Origin of the sequence: Azospirillum agricola (genome assembly GCF_020005195.1) — a bacterium.
Taxonomy (GTDB): Bacteria; Pseudomonadota; Alphaproteobacteria; order Azospirillales; family Azospirillaceae; genus Azospirillum; species Azospirillum agricola.
Genome location: NZ_JAIFZR010000004.1, coordinates 1016002 through 1035683, shown reverse-complemented (window position 1 = coordinate 1035683; position 19682 = coordinate 1016002). Strand labels below are relative to the sequence as shown.

Genomic DNA, 19682 nt, shown 5'->3' with positions numbered 1-19682 from the left:
GTTACCACGCGTCCATCAGTTCGTCGTCGCCGCTGCCGTCGGGGAGGGCGGCGGCGGGCGGGGCCGGGCGGGGCGTGGCGGCGCCGTCCCCGCCGCCCAGCGTTGCCAGGGTCGCGCCGGGATCGGCCACGGCGCGGCTGGCCAGCGCGACGAACGCCCCGGCCAGCCGCTCGGCGGTCTGCGGGTCGAACAGGTCGGCGGCGTATTCCAGGGCCAGCTCGATCTCGGGCCGGTCCTCGAACATGAAGTTGAGGTCGTATTTGGCGCTGACGCTGACGTCGCGGATCGGCCGGGCCGTCACCTCCGGCAGGTCGAGCCGCAGGGGCTCGTTGTTCTGGAGGATCACCAGCACGTCGAACAGCGGCTGGCGGCCGGGCAGGCGCGGCGGGTCCAGCTCCTCGACCAGCCGGTCGAAGGGGTAGGACTGGTGGGTAAAGGCGTCCAGCGCCAGCGCCCGCTCGGCCGCCAGCAGGCCGGCGAAGCTCTGGCCGGGCGACAGGCCGAGACGCAGGGGCAGCAGGTTCAGGTGGAAGCCGATCAGTCCCTCCAACTCGACCTGGGTGCGCCCGGCCACCGGGGTGCCCAGCACGATGTCGCCGTCGCCGGAGACCAGATGGAGCTGCGCGCGCACCAGCGCCGCGAGCACGACGAACAGGGTGGTGTCATGGGCGCGGGCGAGGGCGTTGAGGGCGGCGGTCAGCGGGCGGTCGAGCCGGGCGTGGACGATGGCCCCGTCGCCGCCGGCCCGTTCCGGACGCGGCCGGTCGGTGGGCAGGGCCAGCACCGGCACGCGGTCCTCGAACAGCCCGAGCCAGAAGCGCCGCGCCACCGCCAGTCCCGGCCCGGCGGCCTCGGCTGCCTGCCAGGCGGCGTAATCCCTGTACTGGAGGGGCAGCGGCGGCAGGGTCGCGGCCAGCGCGGCGCCGGTGCGGGCGGGGTCGGCCAGGGCGGTGCGGTACAGCGCCTCCAGCTCGCGCAGCATCACCGTCACCGACCAGCCGTCCGACACCACATGGTGCATGTTCAGCAGCAGGGCGTGGCTGTGGCGTCCCTCCGGCTCCCGGGGCAGCTCCACCACCCGCACCCGCAGGAGCGGGCCGGTGCCAAGGTCGAAGACATGGCGCAGCTCGGCCTTGAGGGCGTCGTCGATGACCGCGTCGGTGCCGGCGCCGCTGTCCCGGCTGCGGTCCTCCGCCTCCAGGATGAAGCCGTTGGGCGGCGGGTCGATCACCTGACGGGCCTGGCCGTGCCGGGTGACGAAGCGGGTGCGCAGCACCTCGTGACGGACCACCAGCGCCTCGAAGGCGTGGGCCAGGGCGTCGAGCCGCAGGGGACCGTCCAGGAGGAAGCCGCCCACCATGTTGTAGCTGACCGAGTCCGGCTCCATCGACTGGAGCAGGCACAGGCGGCGCTGGGCGAAGGACAGCGGATGGCCGTCGGCGGGATCGGCCGGCGGCAGGGCGGGGGCGATGCGCCGGTCCGCCCCGTCCCCGTCCTCTTCCGTGCCGCGCGCGGCCAGCAGGTCGGCCAGGGCGCCCAGCGTCTGGGCGCTGAAGAAGTCCTTCAGGGTCAGCGGCCGCTCGAGCTGGCGGCGGATGCGGACGACCGCCTGGTTGGCCTTGAGGCTGTGGCCGCCCAGCTCGAAGAAATTGTCGCGCAGCCCGACGCGCCCGACGCCCAGCACCTCGCGCCAGATGGCGGCGACCGTCCGCTGCACCGGGGTGTGCGATTCGTCGGCAATCCCGCCCTCGCCGCCGCCGGCCGTCAGCGGCCGTCCGGCCGCCGCCAGGGCGGCGCGGTCGATCTTGCCGTTGGCGGTCAGCGGGATCGCCTCCACGCCCAGCAGGCGCGAGGGCACCATGTAGTCGGGCAGCTTGTCGGAGAGGTGGTGGACGATGTCCTCCCGCGACAGAACGGTTCCCGGTTCGGCCGCCAGATAGGCCGACAGGCTGTCGCCGTCGGGAAGCACCACGGCGTCGCGGATGCCGGCATGGGCCAGCAGCTGGCGCTCGATCTCGCCCAGCTCGATGCGGAAGCCGCGGATCTTCACCTGATGATCCAGGCGGCCCAGGTAAATCAGCTCGCCGTCCTCCGTCATCCGCCCCAAATCGCCCGAGCGGTAAAGCCGCCGGCCGGGCAGGGCCGGGTGCTCGATGAAGCGTTCGGCGGTCAGTTCGGGACGGTTCAGGTAGCCGCGCGCCACCCCGTGGCCCGTCACCAGAATCTCGCCGGTCACGCCCACCGGCAGCGGCCGCAGGGCCGGATCCACCAGCAGGACCCCGTAGGAGGGCAGCGGGGCGCCGATGACGCTGCGGCCGGCGGCGATCTCGTCGGCGCCGATGGTCTTGAACGTGACGTGCACGGTGGTCTCGGTGATGCCGTACATGTTGACCAGCCGGGTCTCCGGGTGGCGGCGGTGCCAGTCGGCCAGCCGGGCGGGCTGGAGCGCCTCGCCGCCGAAGATCACCTCGCGCAGGCGGAGAGCCGGATCGGGGTGGGCGAGCGCGGCGTCGATCAGGGCGTGGAAGGCGGTGGGGGTCTGGTTCAGCACCGTCACCCCCTCGCGCGACAGACAGTCCAGGAAGGCGGCGGCGTCCTGGGCGACACGCTTGGGCACCACCACCAGCCGGCCGCCATGGAGCAGCGCCCCGTACATCTCCCACACCGAGAAGTCGAAGCAGGGGGAGTGGAACAGGGTCCACACATCCTCCGGCCCGAAGGCGAAGGGGTGGCGGTCGTGGAACATCAGCTGCACGAGGTTGCGGTGCTCGACCATCACCCCCTTGGGCACCCCGGTGGAGCCGGAGGTGTAGATGACGTAGGCGAGGTTCTCCGGCCCGGCGGCCGGGGCGGGGTTGTCCTCGGGACCCGCCGGCTGCTCCACCAGCAGCACCGGCCGGCCGAAGCGGGCGGCTTCCCCGGCGTGGGCGGCGTCGGTGACGATCACCTCCGCGCCGGAATCCCCGACCATGAAGCGCACGCGCTCGGCCGGGTAGTCCGGGTCCATCGGCACATAGGCCCCGCCGGCCTTGAGGATGCCAAGGAAGGCGACCGGCAGCGCGATCGTGCGATCCAGATAGACCCCCGCCAGCCGGTCCGGTCCGACGCCGTGGGCGCGCAGCGCGCGCGCCAGCCGGTTGGCCTGGGCGTTGAGGGCCGCGTAGGTCAGGGACCGGTCGCCGTCGGTGACGGCGATGCGGTCGCCGTGGCGCTCCGCCGCCGCCTCGAAGGCGGTCTGGATGGTGAGGTGGCGGGGGTAGCCGGCCACCTGGGCGGCGCGGGTCAGCAGCGACTCCCGTTCCCCCTCCACCATCAGGTCGAGATCGGCCAGCGGCGTTTCGGGCGCGGCCGTCGCCGTCACCGCCAGCCGGCGGAAGCGTTCCAGGATGCGCCGGGCGCCGGCATCGTCGAACAGGTCGCGGTTGTAGACCAGGGTGGCGTCCAGCGTCCCGCCGTCGGCGTCGCGCAGGCTCAGCACCAGATCATACTTGCCCCAGCCCAGCCCGGTGTCGACGATCCGCCCACCCGCCGCCGCGAGCGCGGTCGCGCCGCCGGCGTCGTGGTGGAACAGCACGTCGAACAGGGCGGTCCGGCTCATGTCGTTCTTCGGCTTGATGGCCAGAACCACATGGTCGAAGGGCATGGCGGCGTGGGCCTCGGCCGCCCGCCGCCGGCCGGCCGACTGGCGCAGCAGGTCGGCGAATCCGGGGGCGGCGTCGAGGTCGGCGCGCAGGGTCAGCAGGTTGGCGTGGGGGCCGGCGGTCAGGTCGCCGGCCGGCTCGAACGGTTCGCCGATCACCACGTCGGCCTGTCCCGACAGACGGTGCAGCAGCCCCAGCCACAGCGCCCGCAGCGCGTCGGTGGGGCTGAACGGGGCGCCGCCGTCCCCCAGCCGCCGGGCCAGGGCGGCGACGGCGCCGGTGACGCCGGCGTCGAGGGTCAGGGCCGTCCGGCCGGCGGTGTAGGTGTGGATGGCCGGACGCGGACGGTCGGTGGGCAGCACCAGGGCCGTCAGCCCGTCCAGGCTGGCGCGCCAGAAGGCGGTGTCGGCCTCGCGGCTGTCGGCGGCGGCGGCCGGTTCGGCGAGCGCGGGCAGGACGGTGCCGGGATCGGCGCACAGGGCCGCCAGCTCGTCGAGCAGGCGGTGCAGCGTGCGCTTGTCGGCCACGGCGTGGTGGGCGGTCAGGGCGAGGAACACCGTCCCGCCGTCCTCCACGCACAAGGTGGCGCGGACCAGGGGCGCGCGGGACAGGTCGAAGGGCTCCCGGCTGGCCGCCTCCACCGCGTCCAAGCCGCCGCCGGCCGGGGCCGCGATGCGGGCCAGCGGCAGGGCGGCGCTCTCCGCCACCCGCAGCACCGGCCGCTCGCCTTCGGTGGCGACGGTCTCGGTGGCGAGGGCGGTGCGCAGGGCCGGATGGCGGGCCGCCAGCCGGGCCAGGGCCGTCTCCAGCCGGGTGGGATCGGGGGCGGCGGCCAGCCGGGCGACCACCGGCATGTTGTAGTAGGTCGGCCCCTGCGGGTAGAGGACGCCACGCTCGAAGCGGTCGACGAACCACAGCCGCTCCTGGTGGGGCGACGGTTCGGCGGCCACCGGTTCCATCGTGGCCGGTCCCGTGTTCGCCGGCCCCGTCACCACAAGCTCGGCGGCCGCCAGTTCGACCAGCGGCCGTTCGGGCTCGGCGGCGGCGGCGGTCAGCAGGGCGGCGAAGCCGGCCATCAGCCGTTCGATGCGGGAGCGGTCGAACAGGTTGGTGTTGTAGGCCGCCTTGACGGCGATGCCGTCCGGGCGGTCGGTGACGTAGAGGGTCAGGTCGAACTGGGCGGTGGCGGTGTCGATCTCCTCGGCCCGCCAGCCGGTGCCCTCCAGCAGGTGGGCGATGCCCTCGCGGTCGTCCATCACCAGGACGATCTCGAACAGCGGGTTGCGCGCCGGGTCGCGGGGGGCGCCCACCGCCTCGACGATGCGGTCGAAGGGGGTGTCGCCATGCTCGAACGCCTCCAGCATGGTGGCGCGCGTCCGGTCCAGAAGATCGAGGAAACGGTCGGACGGGGCGACGGCGGTGCGCAGCGGCAGCGTGTTGACGAAGAAGCCGATGGCGTCCTCCAGCGCCGGGTGGTCGCGTCCGGCCCCGACCCCGCCGATCAGCAGGTCGCCGTGGCCGGTGACCCGGTGCAGCAGGCCGTAGAGCCCGGCGGTGACGGCCGTGAAGGGGCTGGCGTCGCGGGCGGCGGCCAGCGCCCGCAGGGCGGCGGCGGTTGCCGCCGGCACGGTGACCGTCACCTGGTCGCCGTCGTAGGTCTTGACCGGCGGGCGCGGACGGTCGGCCGGCAGCTCCAGGGCCGGCGGCGCGCCGTCCAGGCGCTGGCGCCAGAAGGGCAGATGGGCGTCCTGCCGTTCCGCCTGCCAGGCGGCGCAGTCGCGGTACTGCACCGGCAGTTCGGGCAGCGCGGCCAGGGGAAGGATCGGCCCGCCGTCCCGCTCCTGGCCGTAGAGGGCCAGCAGGTCGCGGATGAAGACTCCCACCGACCAGACGTCGCCGATGGCGTGGTGCATCACGGCGACGATCCACGCGCCGGCCCCTTCCTCGCCGGCGAGCAGCGCCACCCGCCACAGGGGCGCCCGGCCCAGGTCGAAGGGCGCGGCGACGATGGCGCGGGCGCGGGTCCGCGCCGCGTCCGCGCCGCCCACCTCCTCCACCGTCAGGACCGGGGCCGGGTCCGCCTCGACGGTCTGGCGTGGCAGGCCGTCCCGTTCGACCAGGGCGGTGCGCAGGCTTTCGTGGCGGCGCGCCAGCCGGTCGAGGGCGCGGCGCAGGGCCGGCTCGTCAACGGGGGTGCTGGTCACCAGGGCGAAGCCGATGTTGTAGGCGGTCAGGCCGGGGTCGATCTGCTCCAGCATCCACAGCCGGGCCTGGGCGTTGGACGGCGCGTAATCCGGCGCCTCGGGCAGGCGGGGGATGGGCGCGGCGTCGTCGGTGGCCCCGGCGGTGAGCAGGCGGGCCAGCCCGGCGACGGTCGGCGCCTCGAAGAAGCGGCGCAGCGGCACCGAGCGGCCGAACTCCCGCGCCACCCGCGCCAGGATGGCCAGCGCCTTGAGACTGTGGCCGCCCAGGTCGAAGAAGCTCTCGGTCACGCCCAGCTCGGTCAGCCCGAGCACCGACGACCAGACGGCGGCGACGCGCGCCTCATCCGGGCTGCGGGGGGCGACGATCTCGCGACCGCGCACCCGTTCCGCGTCGCCGGCCCGCAGGGCGTCGGCGTCGGCCGGTCCGGCGGGCAGGGCGGCGAAGAAGGACGGGACATGGTCGGCGGGCATGCGGGCGCGCAGGAAGGCCGCCAGCACCCCGGCCGGCACCTTGCCGTCGGTGAAGGCGGTCAGGCCGGCCTCCTCCAGCACCACCACCGCGCGGGTCACCGCCGGGTGTTCGGCGAGGGCGGCCTCGACGGTGCCGAGGTCGATCCAGCCGCGCGCGCCGCGCAGCAGCCGGCCGGCGCTGCCCAGCACCTCCACCGTGCCGTCGGGGCGAAGGCGGCCCAGCTCGCCGCTGTCCGACCAGCCGCCGCCCATGCGCCGCTCGACCGGCGCCACCACGCCGATGGCCGCCGGGGCGCCGAAGCCGTCGAGGGTGCGAATCCCCGATGCCTCCGCCGCCTGGACCGCCTCCTCGTCGGCCGGCGACAGGGGCAGGGACCGGAGCGGGGCCTGCGGGTCGGCGGCCGCCCTGTCCAGCAGGGCGACGAGGGACTCGAACCAGCGGGCGGCGGTGGCGGGGCCGGCCACGGCGGAATCATGGTCGAAATCGAACAGGGCCTCGCCGTTCAGCTCCAGCACGTTGAGGAACAGGTCCATCTTGGGATGGGCCACCGGCGGCGACAGCCAGTCCGCCTCCAGCCCGTCGAAGCCCATCCGCACGCCGCGGTCGACGTTGAACAGCACGTTGACCGCCGGCGCCGGCCCGTCCGGCTCGCGGCGGAACAGGCGGCGGATGTCGCGCTGGGCGGCGGTCAGGTCGGTCCTGACCCGCTGGAGCAGGGCGGCGAAGGACTCGCCGGGGGCGAGCGTCACCGCCAGCGGCAGCACCGCCGAGGCCGCCCCCACCATGTCGGGCATGCCGGCCTCGGTGTGGCCGGCCATCGGCAGGCCGACCGTGAGGCGGCGCTGGTCGGCCAGTCGGCCCAGCAGCAGGGCGAAGCCGGCGAGCAGCACCATCACCGGGCTGGCGTCCTGCGCCCGCGCCAGCGCCTTGACCCGGCCGTAGAGCGGGCCCGAGGGGCCGGCCGGTTCGCGGCGGTGGATGCGGCCGCCCTGGAAGGACGGGGTGCGGGCGTGGGCGTCCTCGCGCGGCAGCAGCACCGGCGGGGCTGGCTCGGTTGCCGGGGCCGGGGGCTGCGGCGGCAGGGCGTCGCTCCAGGCGACGAAGGCGTCGAAGGGCCGGGCGGGCGGCAGCGCCGCCGGCCGGCCGTGGCGCTCGGCGGCGTAGAGGGCCGACAGCTCCGACACCATCAGCCCGAGCGACCAGCCGTCGGCGACGATGTGGTGGACGGTCAGGGCCAGCGCATGGTGGCCGTTGCCGCGTTGCAGCAGGGCGGCGCGCAGGAGCGGTCCGGCCTTCAGGTCGAAGGGTCGGCCGAGGTCGGCCGCCAGCCACGCCGTCACCGCCGCCGCGTCCGCCACGGGATGCACCGGCAGGGGAACCGGGGCCGGCGGGGCGGCGCGCCAGCTCTCGCCGTCGAGCGCCGTCGCGCGCAGCGCCGGATGGCGGGCGGCCAGCGCGTCGAGCGCCCGCCGGAGGGCGGCCACGTCCAGCGGTCCGCGCAGTTCCAGCGCCACCATCTCGTTGTAGGCCAGGGTGGCTTCCGGCCGGGACTGGATCAGGAACCACATCTCCTGCTGGCCGCGCCCCACCGGCATCGGCGTCCGTTCCGGAGCCGGCGCGCCGGCCGGCCCCGCCATGGCGGTGGCTTCGGCGGCGGGCGCGTCCGCGTGTCCGCCGCCGCGCGGTGGCAGCCAGCCGCCGTCCCGCATCTCCGCCACGCTGCGGCGCACGGCCTCGACGATGAAGGCGATGTCGGCGTCGCTGTGGGCGGTGGACAGGAAGCAGTTGCGCCCCTCCCACACGAAGACGCCGTTCTTCAGCAGATGGTAGTTGAGGATCTCGGTGTCGGCGGCGAAGTCGAAGCGGAACAGCGAGCCGAAATGGACGACGCGCACCGGCACCTCCTCGGCCTCGAACAAGGCGTTGAGGTCGGCGGCCATCGCGGCGGTGCGGGCGTTCAGGGCCTGCTGGAGGCCCGGACCGGTCTCCTTCAGGTGGCGCAGCATGGCCTCGGCCGCCGCCATGGCGAGCGGGTGGTTGTTGAAGGTGCCGGCGACGAAGGCGGTGCGGGCGCTGGGGGCGCTGTCGTCGCCGTAGCGCCACAGGCCGCCGTCCACCGCGTCCATGAAGCGCTTCCTGCCGGCCACCACGCCCACCGGCATGCCGCCGCCGACGATCTTGCCGTAGGTCGCGAGGTCGGCGGTGACGCCGAAATGATGCTGCGCCCCGCCGGGATGGATGCGGAAGCCCATGATCATCTCGTCGAAGATCAGGGCGATGTCCTTGTCCGTGGTCAGGGCGCGCAGGGCGTGCAGGAACTCCCTCGGCTGCACCGCCGGGTCGCGGCTCTGCACCGGCTCGACCAGCACGGCGGCCAGCTCGCCGGCGTGGGCGCGGATGACGTCGAGCGCCGCCGGGTCGCCGTAGCGCAGCACAATGACGTCGTCCACCATCCGCTGGGGCGTGCCGTCGGTGACGGGCATGCTGGTCACCCGGCCGCCGTCGGCCCAGCCCACCGCCAGCACCCCGTCGAAGGTGCCGTGGTAGGAGTTGACGAACAGCACGATCTTCGTCCGGCCGGTGACGGCGCGGGCCAGCCGCACCGCCACCATCACCGCCTCGCTGCCGGTGGTGAAGAAGGCGACGCGCTCGGCCCCGGTCATCTCGGCCACCAGGCGGGCGACCGTGCCGGCCCTGGCGGTCTGCGGCCCCAGCGGCGCGCCGGCCGCCAATTCCGCCGCCACCGCCTCGCGCACGAAGGGCGGGTTGTGGCCCAGCAGGGTGACGCCGAACCCCATGGTGATGTCGACGTAACGGTTGCCGTCGACGTCCCAGACATAAGCGCCCTCGGCGCGGGCGACGTGGAGGGGGTAGGTCAGCTCCTTCCATTCCGGCCGGAAGCCGATGACGGCGCGGGGGTTGGCGTAGACGTCGCGGTGGCGGTCGGTGTGCTCCTTGGAGCCGCGCGTCCGGGCGTTGTAATCGGCGGCCAGACGGCGGACATGGGCCGCCTGCGCCTCGTTCCAGCCGTCGCGCTTGCCGGGCAGTCTCTTGAACAGACCCTTGATTTCCGGGGCGGCGCGCGCGGGGGACGAGGCCGCGACCGCTGCCGGGAGCGGGGCCGTCGGAGTTGCGGCGGGGGCGGCCGCCGGAGCCGCCGCGGGGGCGCCCTGGAGAACGGCGAGCTGCTGCTGGAACAGCGCGCTCATGGCCTCGATCTGGCGGGACAGCACCCCTTCGACGCCCGGCACCGGGGCCGCTGCCGGAGGTGGGGCCGGCGGAGGGAACGCCGCGCCGGGATGGGCGGGCGGGGGCAGGCGGGAATCCACCAGCGCCGCCAGGGCGTCCAGGGTGGAGCCATGCTCCAGCACGTCGGCCAGGGCCAGCTCGACGGCGTATTCCCGGCCCAGCGCCTGCTGGAGCTGGACGATCAGCAGGGAATCCAGCCCCAGGCTGAACCAGCTCGCCGAGGGCGCGACCTCCGCCGGGTCGAGGCCGGCGATGCCCTTGAGGATGCCGCGGATCGTCGCGGCGATGCCGTCGCGGCGGGAGGATGTTCCGGTGGGGGTCATGGGGACTGCCGTTGCGACGATGGCGTTGGGGGTGGGGGCGTTGGGTATGGGGGCGTTGGGAACGGCAGCCACGGGGGCGCCGCTGCGGACGGTGGGAAGCAGGCGGGTGCGGCCCTGGAACGGATAGGTTGGGGCGGTGGTCCGGCGGCCGGGGCGGGTGGCGAACACCGCCGGCCACGACACCGGCACCCCCAGCTCGAACAGGCGGCCCAAGGTCTCGTCCAGGCGCAGCGCGGGATCGGGGCCGCCGGCGCAGGCCAGCCAGGTGGCCTCCGGCAGGCTGGCGGCGGCCAGCGGCGCCAGTCCGGGACGGGCGCCCAGCTCGACGAAGACCGTGGCGGCGTCGACGGGCACGCCCTGGAGCGCCTCGTGGAAGCGCACCGGCGCGCGGGCGTGGCGCGCCCAGTAGGCCGGGTCGGACAGCAGCCCGGTCCCTGCCCGGCCGCCGGTGACGGTGGAATGGAACGGCACGCGCGGCTCGCCCAGGGACCGCTCCCGCGCCATCCCTTCCAGCGCCGCCAGGATCGGATCCATCAGGGGCGAATGGAAGGCGTGGGACACGTCCAGCCGGCTGGTGCGCACGCCCCGGCCTTGCAGGATGGCGACGGCGCGTTCCACCGCCGCGCTTTCTCCCGACAGGGTGACGGAGGCCGGCCCGTTGACCGCGGCGACGCAGCCGACGCCCCCGGCCCGCGCCAGGGCCGCCTCGGCGGTGGCCGGATCGCAGGCGGCGGCGGCCATGGCGCCGGGCGGCAGGGCCTGCATCAGCGCGCCGCGCCGGGCGGCCATCAGCAGGGCGGTGTCGGGATCGCAGACCCCGGCCACGGCGGCGGCGGCGATCTCGCCGACCGAATGGCCCAGCACCGCCGCCGGGACGACGCCCCAGGAGCGCAGCAGCTCGGCCAGCGCCAGCCCGAAGGCCACCACCGCCGGCTGGGTGACGGCGGTGCGGGCCAGATCCCCGGCGGTGCCGGCGAACATCAGCTCGGTCAGCGGCCGGCCCAGCCGGTCGCCCAGCGTCCGCTCGGCCCGCAGCAGGCTGTCGCGGAAGACCGGCTCGCGCTCGAACAGCTCGCGTCCCGCGCCCGGAGTCTGGGAACCCTGGCCGGAAAAGGCGAAGACGACGCGGGGCGCGGGCGAGGCCGGTTCGCGGTTGCGCGGCACGCTGGCGGCCAGCCGGTCCGCCAGCGTGCCGGCCTCGCGCCCGGCGACCGACAGGCGGTGTGGGAAGGCGGCCCGGCCAAGGGCGGCGGTGTGGGCGAGATCGTGCAGGCGTTCCGTGTCCGCGCTCCGCAGCGCCTCCCCGTAGCGGTGGGCCAGGGCCGCCAGATCGTCCTCGGTGCGGGCCGACAGGGCGATCAGGGCCGGCGGGAGGGCGCCGCCGGTGGCAATGGCCGTGTCCGTGGGTGCGGGCGCGGCCTCGACGATCACATGGACGTTGGTGCCGCTCATGCCGAAGGCGCTGACCCCGGCCCGCCGGGGCCGGCCGCCGGGGGTGTCGGGCCAGGGGCGGGCGGCGGCCACGACCTCCACCGGAATCGTCGTCCAGGGGATTCGGGGGTTGGGGGTCCGCAGATGCAGCGAGGCCGGCAGGAGGCCGCGCTCCAGCGCCAGCACCGTCTTGCACAGGGCGGCGATGCCGGCCGCCGCCTCCAGATGAGCGATGTTGCTCTTGACCGAGCCGACCAGCAGCGGCCGGCCTTGGCCGTGGACGGCGGCCAGGGCCATCACCTCCACCGGGTCGCCGAGCGGGGTGCCGGTGCCGTGCGCCTCGACATAATCGATCCCGCCCGGCTCCAGCCCGGCGTCGGCGAGCGCGGCGCGCAGAACCGCCTGCTGCGCCGTCCCGCTGGGGGCGGTCAGGCCGTTGGAGGCGCCGTCGTGGTTCATGGCGCTGCCGCGGATCACCGCCAGCACCCGGTCGCCGTCGCGCCGGGCGTCGTCCAGCCGCTTCAGCAGCACGGCGCCGCAGCCCTCGCCGCGCGCGTAGCCGTCGGCGGCGGCGTCGAAGCTCTTGCAGCGGCCGTCGGGCGACAGGGCGTTCATCCGCGACAGCCCGACCTGGAGTTCGGGCGCCAGGATCAGGTTGACGCCGGCCGCCAGAGCCAGCCCGCAATCCCCCGCCCGCAGCGCGCGCACCGCCAAGTGCACCGCCGCCAGGGACGAGGAGCAGGCGGTGTCCACCGCAAGGTTCGGCCCCGCGAAGCCGTGGAAGAAGGACAGCCGGCCCGAGGCGACGCTGGGCGCCGTGCCGGTGAAGGCGTAGGCGCCGATGCCGTCGAGCGCGCCGCGCGCCTGGGCCTGGGCGTAGTCGGAGCCGCTGATGCCGGTGAACACCCCCACCGGGGCGCCGCGCAGCCCATGGGGATCGATGCCGGCATGCTCGAAGGCCTCCCAGCTCACCGTCAGCAGCAGCCGCTGCTGGGGGTCGAGCGCCTCGGCCTCCACCGGGGTCAGGTTGAAGAAGCGGGCGTCGAAGCGGTCGAGCCGGTCGAGATAGGCGCCACGGTCGGTGGTGGCGCCGGCGTTGAGCGCCGCCGGCCAGCGGTCGGTGGGGAAGGGGCCGGTGGCGTCGAATCCCGCCGCCAGCCGCTCCCAGAAAGCGTCGGGACCGTCGGCCCCGCCGGGGAAGCGGCAGCCGATGCCGACCACGGCGATCGCCCCGTCCGCGCCGGCGGCGGCGGCCCATGGCGGGCTGAAGGGCGGGCTGGAAGGCGAGACGTGTGACGGCTCCGCTTCGCCGGCCGGCCGGGCGGCCGGATGCTCACCGTCCGACGCAAGGCCCATCAGGTGACCGGTGAGCCCGGCCAGCGTCGGGTGGTCGAACAGCACCGACACCGGCAGGGCCAGATCCAGGGCGTGGTTGACGCGGTTGAGGAACTCCACCAGCCGCAGGGAGGTCAGCCCCTGCTCCATCAGCGGCGCGTCGGGATCGACGGCGCCGGAGGGGGTGAGGCGGGCCGCCAGCGCCGCCAGCGCCGCCAGCAGCGCCGCGCGGTCGCCGGAGGAGCGGGCCTCGCGCAGCGCCGCCCCCCGCTCGCCGGCCAGCCGCCGGAGGGTGGCGATCTGCTCGTCGAAGGCCCCGGCCGCGAAACGTTCCACCAGATGGAAGCGGCGGACCTTGCCGCTGGTGGTCTTCGGGATCCGGGGCACCGCCAGGCAATGGTCGACGGCGATGCCGATCTTCCGGACCACCTGGTCGCGCACCTGCTCGGCCAGTGGGGCGAAGGCCTCCAGGCTCTTGCGGAACAGGATGCACAGGGCCAGCCCCTCGCGCCCCTCGCCGGGCAGCGGCACCGCGCAGGCCAGCACCATGTTCAGGTCCAGCCCCGGCACCTCGGCCGCCACCCGCTCGATGTCCTGGGGGTAGTAGTTGGCGCCGTTGAGGATGACGACGTCCTTGCGCCGCCCGGTGACGACCAGCCGGCCGTCCCGCAGATAGCCCAGGTCCCCGGTGTCGAGCCAGCCGTCCCCGGACAGGACGGCGGCGGTGGCCTCGGGGTTGTTGCGGTAGCCGCGCATGACGCTGGGGCCGCGGATCTGGATGGTGCCGACCACCCCGTCGGGGCAGGGCTCGCCCTGGGCGTCGGCGATGCGCAGGCCCACGGTGGCCACCGGAACGCCGACATCGGCGAAGACGATCCGGTCCAGGCTGCCGGGGTCGTCGTCGGGCCGCACCCGCATGCCCGCCGACACCGTGCGACGGTCGACCGCGTGGGCGCGCAGGCCGGCCCCCACCGGCGTCAGGCAGACGCACAAGGTGCCCTCGGCCAGCCCGTAGGCCGGCATCATCGCCCCCGGCGCCAGCCCGTAGGGGGCCATGGCGCGCTGGAAGTCGGCGATCAGGTCGCAGGCGATCGGCTCGGCGCCGTTCACCACCACCCGCACGCAGGACAGGTCCCAGCCGCGCGCCGCGCCGCCTTCCCCGCCCAACTCCCCGGCCCCTTCCCCGCCGTCCGCCGGGTCCAGATGCTTGAGCAGGTGGCGGTAGGAGTAGTTGGGGCCGCCCAGGATCGAGGCGCGGAAGTCCGAGGTCTTCTGCATCCAGATCAGCGGGTTGCGGATGAACAGCTTGGTCGGGATCATGGCGTGGTCGAGGGCGAAGACCACCGGCATGATGTGGAACCAGATGATGCCGAAATCATGGGTCAGGGGCATCCAGTTCAGCAGCCGCCCCTCGGCTCCCACCGGCCCCAGATGGTCCATGATGGCGCGGACGTTGGCCAGCAGGTTGGCGTGCGCCAGGGTCACGCCCTTCGGTGTCCCGGTCGATCCGGAGGAGAACTGGATCAGCGCCACGTCGTCGGCCGCCACCGCCGCCGGCTCGGCCAGCCGCCCGTCGAGCGTGGCGGCCGGGGCGGCGATGATCCGCCCGGCCATGCGGGCCAAGGTGTCCGCGCCGTGTCCGCCGGCCGCCAGCCGCGATTCGAGGGGCTGGTCGGACAGCAGCCACGGGCTGTCCAGCGCATCCAGCACGTTGAGGATCTTGACCGCCCCCTCGTCGTTGGTCGGGGTGGAGACCGGCACGGCGACGATCCGGCCGAGGATGCAGGCCCAGAACACGGCGGTGAACAGTTCCTGGTCGTCGGTGGCCAGGACGAGTTCGTCCCCCTCCCGCACGCCCTGGTCCTGGAGCCGGCCCAGCCAGCGCCGGGCGCGGTCAAGCAGGCCGGCGTAGGGCAGGCGCCGCTCCTCGCTGCTCGACAGGACATAGGTGACGCCGCGGCTGGTCGTGGCGCTCTCTTCGAGAGCTGCCGCCAGGGTCGAGGGGATCCGGTTGGGAGTGGAGCAGTCCATCATCGTCAGCGTCTGGGTTGCGGCGGTGCGAGGGGGTGGTCTCGTGCGGAATCTCGGTTGTCGTTAAAAATAACAATGACATGCAAATCATTTTGCCAGCGCGCGTGGCCGTCTTGAGTATACATGGGTTTCTTGCTGGTTAGTATCTTAGTTTCTCTTTGTAATGTTCAGATAAATATTATGAAGATAAATTGATGATTCCGGTATTTACGGGATATTCGGAGAATTATCATTGGATTCGGCAATGAGTTCGTGGATTTTCTGAAAATATCCTTCGCGGATTGACGGAGGGTTGTCTCTTGATGGGCGGTCTTGGCGGTAAACACGATTGCTGAACGCATCGATCGGCCATCTCGGAGATTGTGGATTCCGCACTCTGAACGATCATTGGAGTATTAATGATAAATTATACTTCTCAATGATTGTGAGAATGCGTGGCGCTGCATTTCCTTTATTCTCTTTGTATAAACCTCCTTTCAGGAATAGATTTTAAGCAATCAATGGTAGATTTCGAAATTTTCATGGCAATTCATGAACACTATTGTATCGATGCGCCTGTATGGCTTTATACGATTATCTGCCGTTTTAGGAAAGACTCTTGTTGTCATTTCATTGTTGCATGGTATATAGCAAAATCTGCATAGATAACGCGGGCGTGTCAATGATAATAGCAATTGGTTTTATAAAGAATCGGTCATTCATTCGTATTCTTTGTCATTTGAATGAGTAATTGGTCTCAATATGGCGCGGATTATTGAAGCACATATGAAATCTGTTCTGGAGGCGGATAGGAGATTATCTCCCAATAAGGCCTCTTCCTGAAAATTCACTGGACGATGGACCGCTGCCGAAGCGGCTGGCTGCGTCCATCGGAAAACCTTCACCATCACTTCGGCCGGGGGGCGGTGTCATGGCGTGCAGCAAGGACGAGGTTTGCGAAAGGGGCAGGAGCCGGACAGGGATCCTGCGGGATCTGCTGCTGGCGGGTGTCGCGCTGTGCCCGCTGGCGCTGGGGGCGGCCGAGGGCCGGGCCGCCAGCCGGGAGCAGCTGGGGCCGGTGCTCCAGGCGGTGATCGACATGACCGTGTCCCAGGGCTCCTCGTTGCAGGGCGTGGGCGTGGGGGTGAGCTACGGCAACGGCGAGATCTGGCTGGGGGCCGGCGGCTACCGGGACATCGCCCGGACCCAGCCCCTGCAACCGACCGACCAGTTCCGCATCGGCAGCCACAGCAAGACCTTCACCGGCACGGCGGTCCTCCAGCTGGTGGACCAGGGGGCGATCCGACTCGACGACACGCTGGAGCGCTGGCTGCCCAACACCGGCATTCCGAACAGCGGCGCCATCACGGTGCGCAACCTGCTGAACATGACCAGCGGCATTCCGGACTATCTGATGGCCACGTCGCTGCGCTACCCGAACATGTCGGTGCTGGCCGAATGGAGCCGCTTCGCCCTCGGTCCCCCCTACGCCACCGCCGACTACACGCCCGAGCAGCTGATCCAGGCGGTGGTCCAGACACCCGGCCAGACCTATGGCGCGGTCGGGCAGATGAAGTATTCCAACACCAACTTCGCCCTGCTGGGAATGATCGCACAGAAGGCGTCCTGCGCCACGGCCGGGGGCTGCCGCTCCATCGAGACCCTGGTGAACAGCGGCGTCATCCAGCGGCTTGGCATGGGGAGCACCCTGTTCCCGGTCGACGGGAACTTCACCGGCGTCCCGGTGCAGAACCTCCAGACCATCATGCCCAGCGACGTGATGCCCGGGATGCCCGCCGGCTCCTACAACGTCACCAACGCCAACCCCAAGGTGCCATGGGCGGCGGGATCGATCCTGTCCACCCCCCTGGACGAGCTGACCTGGATTCGCCAGCTGGCGCTCAACAACCAGAACCTGCTGTCCCAGCAGACCCAGATCGAGCGGCTGACCAGCACGGTGCCCGGCAACGTCGCCTACATCCCGGTGCAGTACGGGCTGGCGATCTACCACATGCCCTCCACGGGAACCGGCACCCAGCTGGTCGGCCACAGCGGCCAGATCGGCGGCTACGTCTCGTCCATCTTCTACGATCCCCTGCTGGACGTCGCTTTCTCCATCAACATGACGGGCTACGCGACCGACGCCGCCCCCTGGTACCCGCTCTACGGCGGCAGCGCCTACGCCCAGGCCCTCCAGGGCGGCAACTTCAACACCGTGCCGATCCTGTGGGCGCTGGACCGCAATCTTCAGATCGCCATGCAGGCCCAGGGGAGCTGCACCGGCTGGGGGGGAGGCGCCACCGCCGCTCCGGCCACCTGCACCGGCGACAGCGTCCGCACGGCGCCGCTGGACGTGTCGGGGGCCCTGACCGTCCAGCCGTCCGGGCGGACCATCGCCAACGCCGTGATCACCAACATCACCGATCCCATACCCCAGGTGGCCTTCGTCAACGTGCCGCGCCCCAGCATCGCCTTCTTCGGCAGCGGCATGGCCGGCATCAACCTGAATCCGGGCGCGTCCCTGACGCTCCAGCCCGGCTCGATCATCGAGATGACCGGAATCGACTCCGCCGCCGTCCTCCTGTGGGGCAACAACACGGTGAGCGCCTCCGGCACGGTCAACGCCTATGGGGCGGGTGCCTCCGCCTTCGGGATCCTCGGCAGCGGCAGCACCCTCACCATCGGCACCCCGGCCAGCGTGCTGGGCGACATCCGGCTGGGCCGGGGGACCACCAACACGGTGATCGTGGACGGCGTGGTCGCCGGCAACATCGACATGACGAACACCAACACCCGGTTGCAGGGAAGCGGCCTCATCACCGGCACCGTCGGCGGCGGCGGCCGGGTGGCGCCGGACTACATCGTCGCCGGCGGCCTGGGCGGCGGTCTGGGCGGCGGCACCCCGCCCCAACTGACCGTCGGCGCCTACAACGGCCACAACACGGTGCTGGAGATCCACACCCGGCCGGGCGGGGTCAGCAACCGGCTGGCGGTGGCCGGCACCGCCGATCTGCTGGGCGGCGTCCTGGAGCTGCATCCCGATTCGACGCGGCTGGACGGAATCTACACGGTGCTGACCGCCGGCACCGTCCTGAACCAGTTTTCCGCCGTCAACTCCATCGACCGCACCGCGGTGCGCGCCTATTACGGAGCGGGGGAGGTGACGGCGGCGGCGGTCAACGCGGTCAGCTTCGACATGGGCGTGCGCACCGCCAACGCCGGCATCGGCCAGCATCTGGGCGTTCTCCAGGACCGGGCGGCGCTGTTCGGCGGCTCGCCGTTGCAGGTGGCGGCCCGGCCCGGCGGCACCCTGACGGACGCCGCCGGCTCGGGCATCGAGGGCTTCGTCCCGCGCCGGCCGGTGGAACTGCGCGGCCCCCGTGGGGTCAATCTGTGGAGCGACGCCTTCTACCACATGGGCCGCTTCGACCAGACCGGCGGCACCGCCGGCATCCGCAGCCACGGCATCGGCCTGGCGCTGGGCGCCGACGTCGAGTTGTCCCGCAGCCTGGGCGTCGGCGCCATGGCCGCCTACCAGACCACGCGGGCCAGGGCGGGCGACGGCAACGACACGGAGCTGGATTCCCGGGCCTACTACGCCGGCCTCTACGGCGTGGCGAAGCTGGACGGGGTGACGGTCGACGCCTCGCTCCTGGCCGGCATCGGCGACAACGACACCCGCCGCCCGACCATGGTCCTGGGCTCGGCGATGGCGGCGGAAGGCGATTACCGCGATCTGCGGCTGGCGGCCAGGCTGGGGGTCAGCCGCGAGGTCGACGCCGGTTTCGCCACCCTGGTGCCGCGGCTGGGGGCCTCCTGGTCGCGGGTGCAGGGCGACGGCTACGCCGAGAAGGGGGCGGGCGTCGGGGCGCTGGCGGTGGACAGCACCTCGTCCCAGCTGTTCCGCGCCGAGGCGTCGCTGGGCCTGCGCCGGGTCTTCGATCTCGGCGACGGCGACCTGGGCGGCGGCGGCTTGCTGAGCGAGCTGCGGGTCGGGGTGGCGCGCGACGTCGAACTCGAGGGGCGCACCGAATCGGGCCGGGTCATCGCCTACGACCTCCCCCTCAGCGTGGACGGCTACGCCGAGAACCGCTGGAGCGTCCCGGTGTCGGCCCGGGTCGAGGCCATGGCCGGCGAAACCGTCAGCCTGTTCGGCGCCTATGGCGGCGAATTCTCTTCCCGCTCGGCCAGCCACCGCTTCAACGCCGGCCTGCGGGTCCGCTTCTGAGGCCGTGGCGCCAGGTTCGGGCGGGAAACCATGGACGGCGGGCCGCCGCTCCCCGGAGCGGCCGGCCCGCCGTCCGATCTGTGCAAGACCATGAGCGACTGCAACACGAAGGAGCTGGAACACGCCATGACCGAAAATCTGCACACAGACGTCAAGCCCGCCGGGGAGGTCGTTCCCGTCGACCGCCGCGCCAAGGCCGACGAGATCGTCCGCAAGCACGCCATCCTGGCCGCCGGGCTGGGCCTGATCCCCGTTCCGGTGCTGGATCTGGCGGCGATCAGCGGCGCCCAGTACAAGATGATCCGCGAGCTGGCGGATCTCTATGGGGTGCCGGCCTCCAACGACCGGCTGCGGTCCATCGTCACCGCCCTGCTCGGCGGCGGGCTGCCGTTCCTGCTGAGCACCGGGTCGCTGGGCGCCGTCGCCAAGTCGATCCCGGTGGTCGGCACGGTGGTCGGCATCGCGGTGATGCCGTCGCTGGCCGGCGCGGCGACCCTGGCGCTGGGCCGGGTGTTCACCGCCCACTTCCGGGCCGGCGGCAAGCTGCTGGACCTCGATGTGGACGAGCTGCGCGAGCATTTCCACAGGGAGTTCGAGGCGGCCAAAAGCAACCCGGACGACCACGGCGTGCCGGCGTCCCCGGTCGAGGTTCCGGTGGCGCCCGTCGCGGTGACCAAGCCGTCGGCCAAGACGCCGCCGTCCCCCACCGTCTGACCGGCGGCGCGGCAGGGTAAGGAAGAGCCGCCCGCCGCCCCGTGGGGCGCGGGCCGGACTGGCCCATTTTCGGCA

At 72.7% G+C, this 19682-nt stretch carries 3 protein-coding genes; 2 read left to right on the top strand and 1 reads right to left on the bottom strand.

Annotated elements, in window-relative coordinates; all coding sequences use genetic code 11:
- Nucleotide 1 precedes the first annotated feature (1 nt).
- A complete protein-coding gene (locus tag JN22_RS13315; protein ID WP_085554365.1) occupies nucleotides 2–14689 on the bottom strand; it encodes a hybrid non-ribosomal peptide synthetase/type I polyketide synthase in 14688 nt (4895 codons plus the stop codon).
- A gap of 907 nt (nucleotides 14690–15596) precedes the next feature.
- On the opposite strand from JN22_RS13315, the gene JN22_RS13310 reads away from it, so the two are divergent.
- Nucleotides 15597–18893, top strand: a complete 3297-nt coding sequence (locus tag JN22_RS13310) for a serine hydrolase (RefSeq protein ID WP_085554364.1) — start codon at nucleotides 15597–15599, stop codon at nucleotides 18891–18893.
- A gap of 126 nt (nucleotides 18894–19019) precedes the next feature.
- Entirely contained in the window at nucleotides 19020–19607 is a 588-nt protein-coding gene (locus tag JN22_RS13305) for a YcjF family protein (RefSeq protein WP_179166147.1), read from the top strand.
- The last annotated feature ends 75 nt before the right edge of the window (nucleotides 19608–19682 follow it).

What these genes read in the sequence shown, in the direction of transcription:
- JN22_RS13315 (WP_085554365.1), bottom strand. Translation starts at nt 14,689, where the DNA reads ATGATGGACTGCTCCACTCCCAACCGGATCCCCTCGACCCTGGCGGCA.
- JN22_RS13310 (WP_085554364.1), top strand. Translation starts at nt 15,597, where the DNA reads ATGGCGTGCAGCAAGGACGAGGTTTGCGAAAGGGGCAGGAGCCGGACA.
- JN22_RS13305 (WP_179166147.1), top strand. Translation starts at nt 19,020, where the DNA reads ATGACCGAAAATCTGCACACAGACGTCAAGCCCGCCGGGGAGGTCGTT.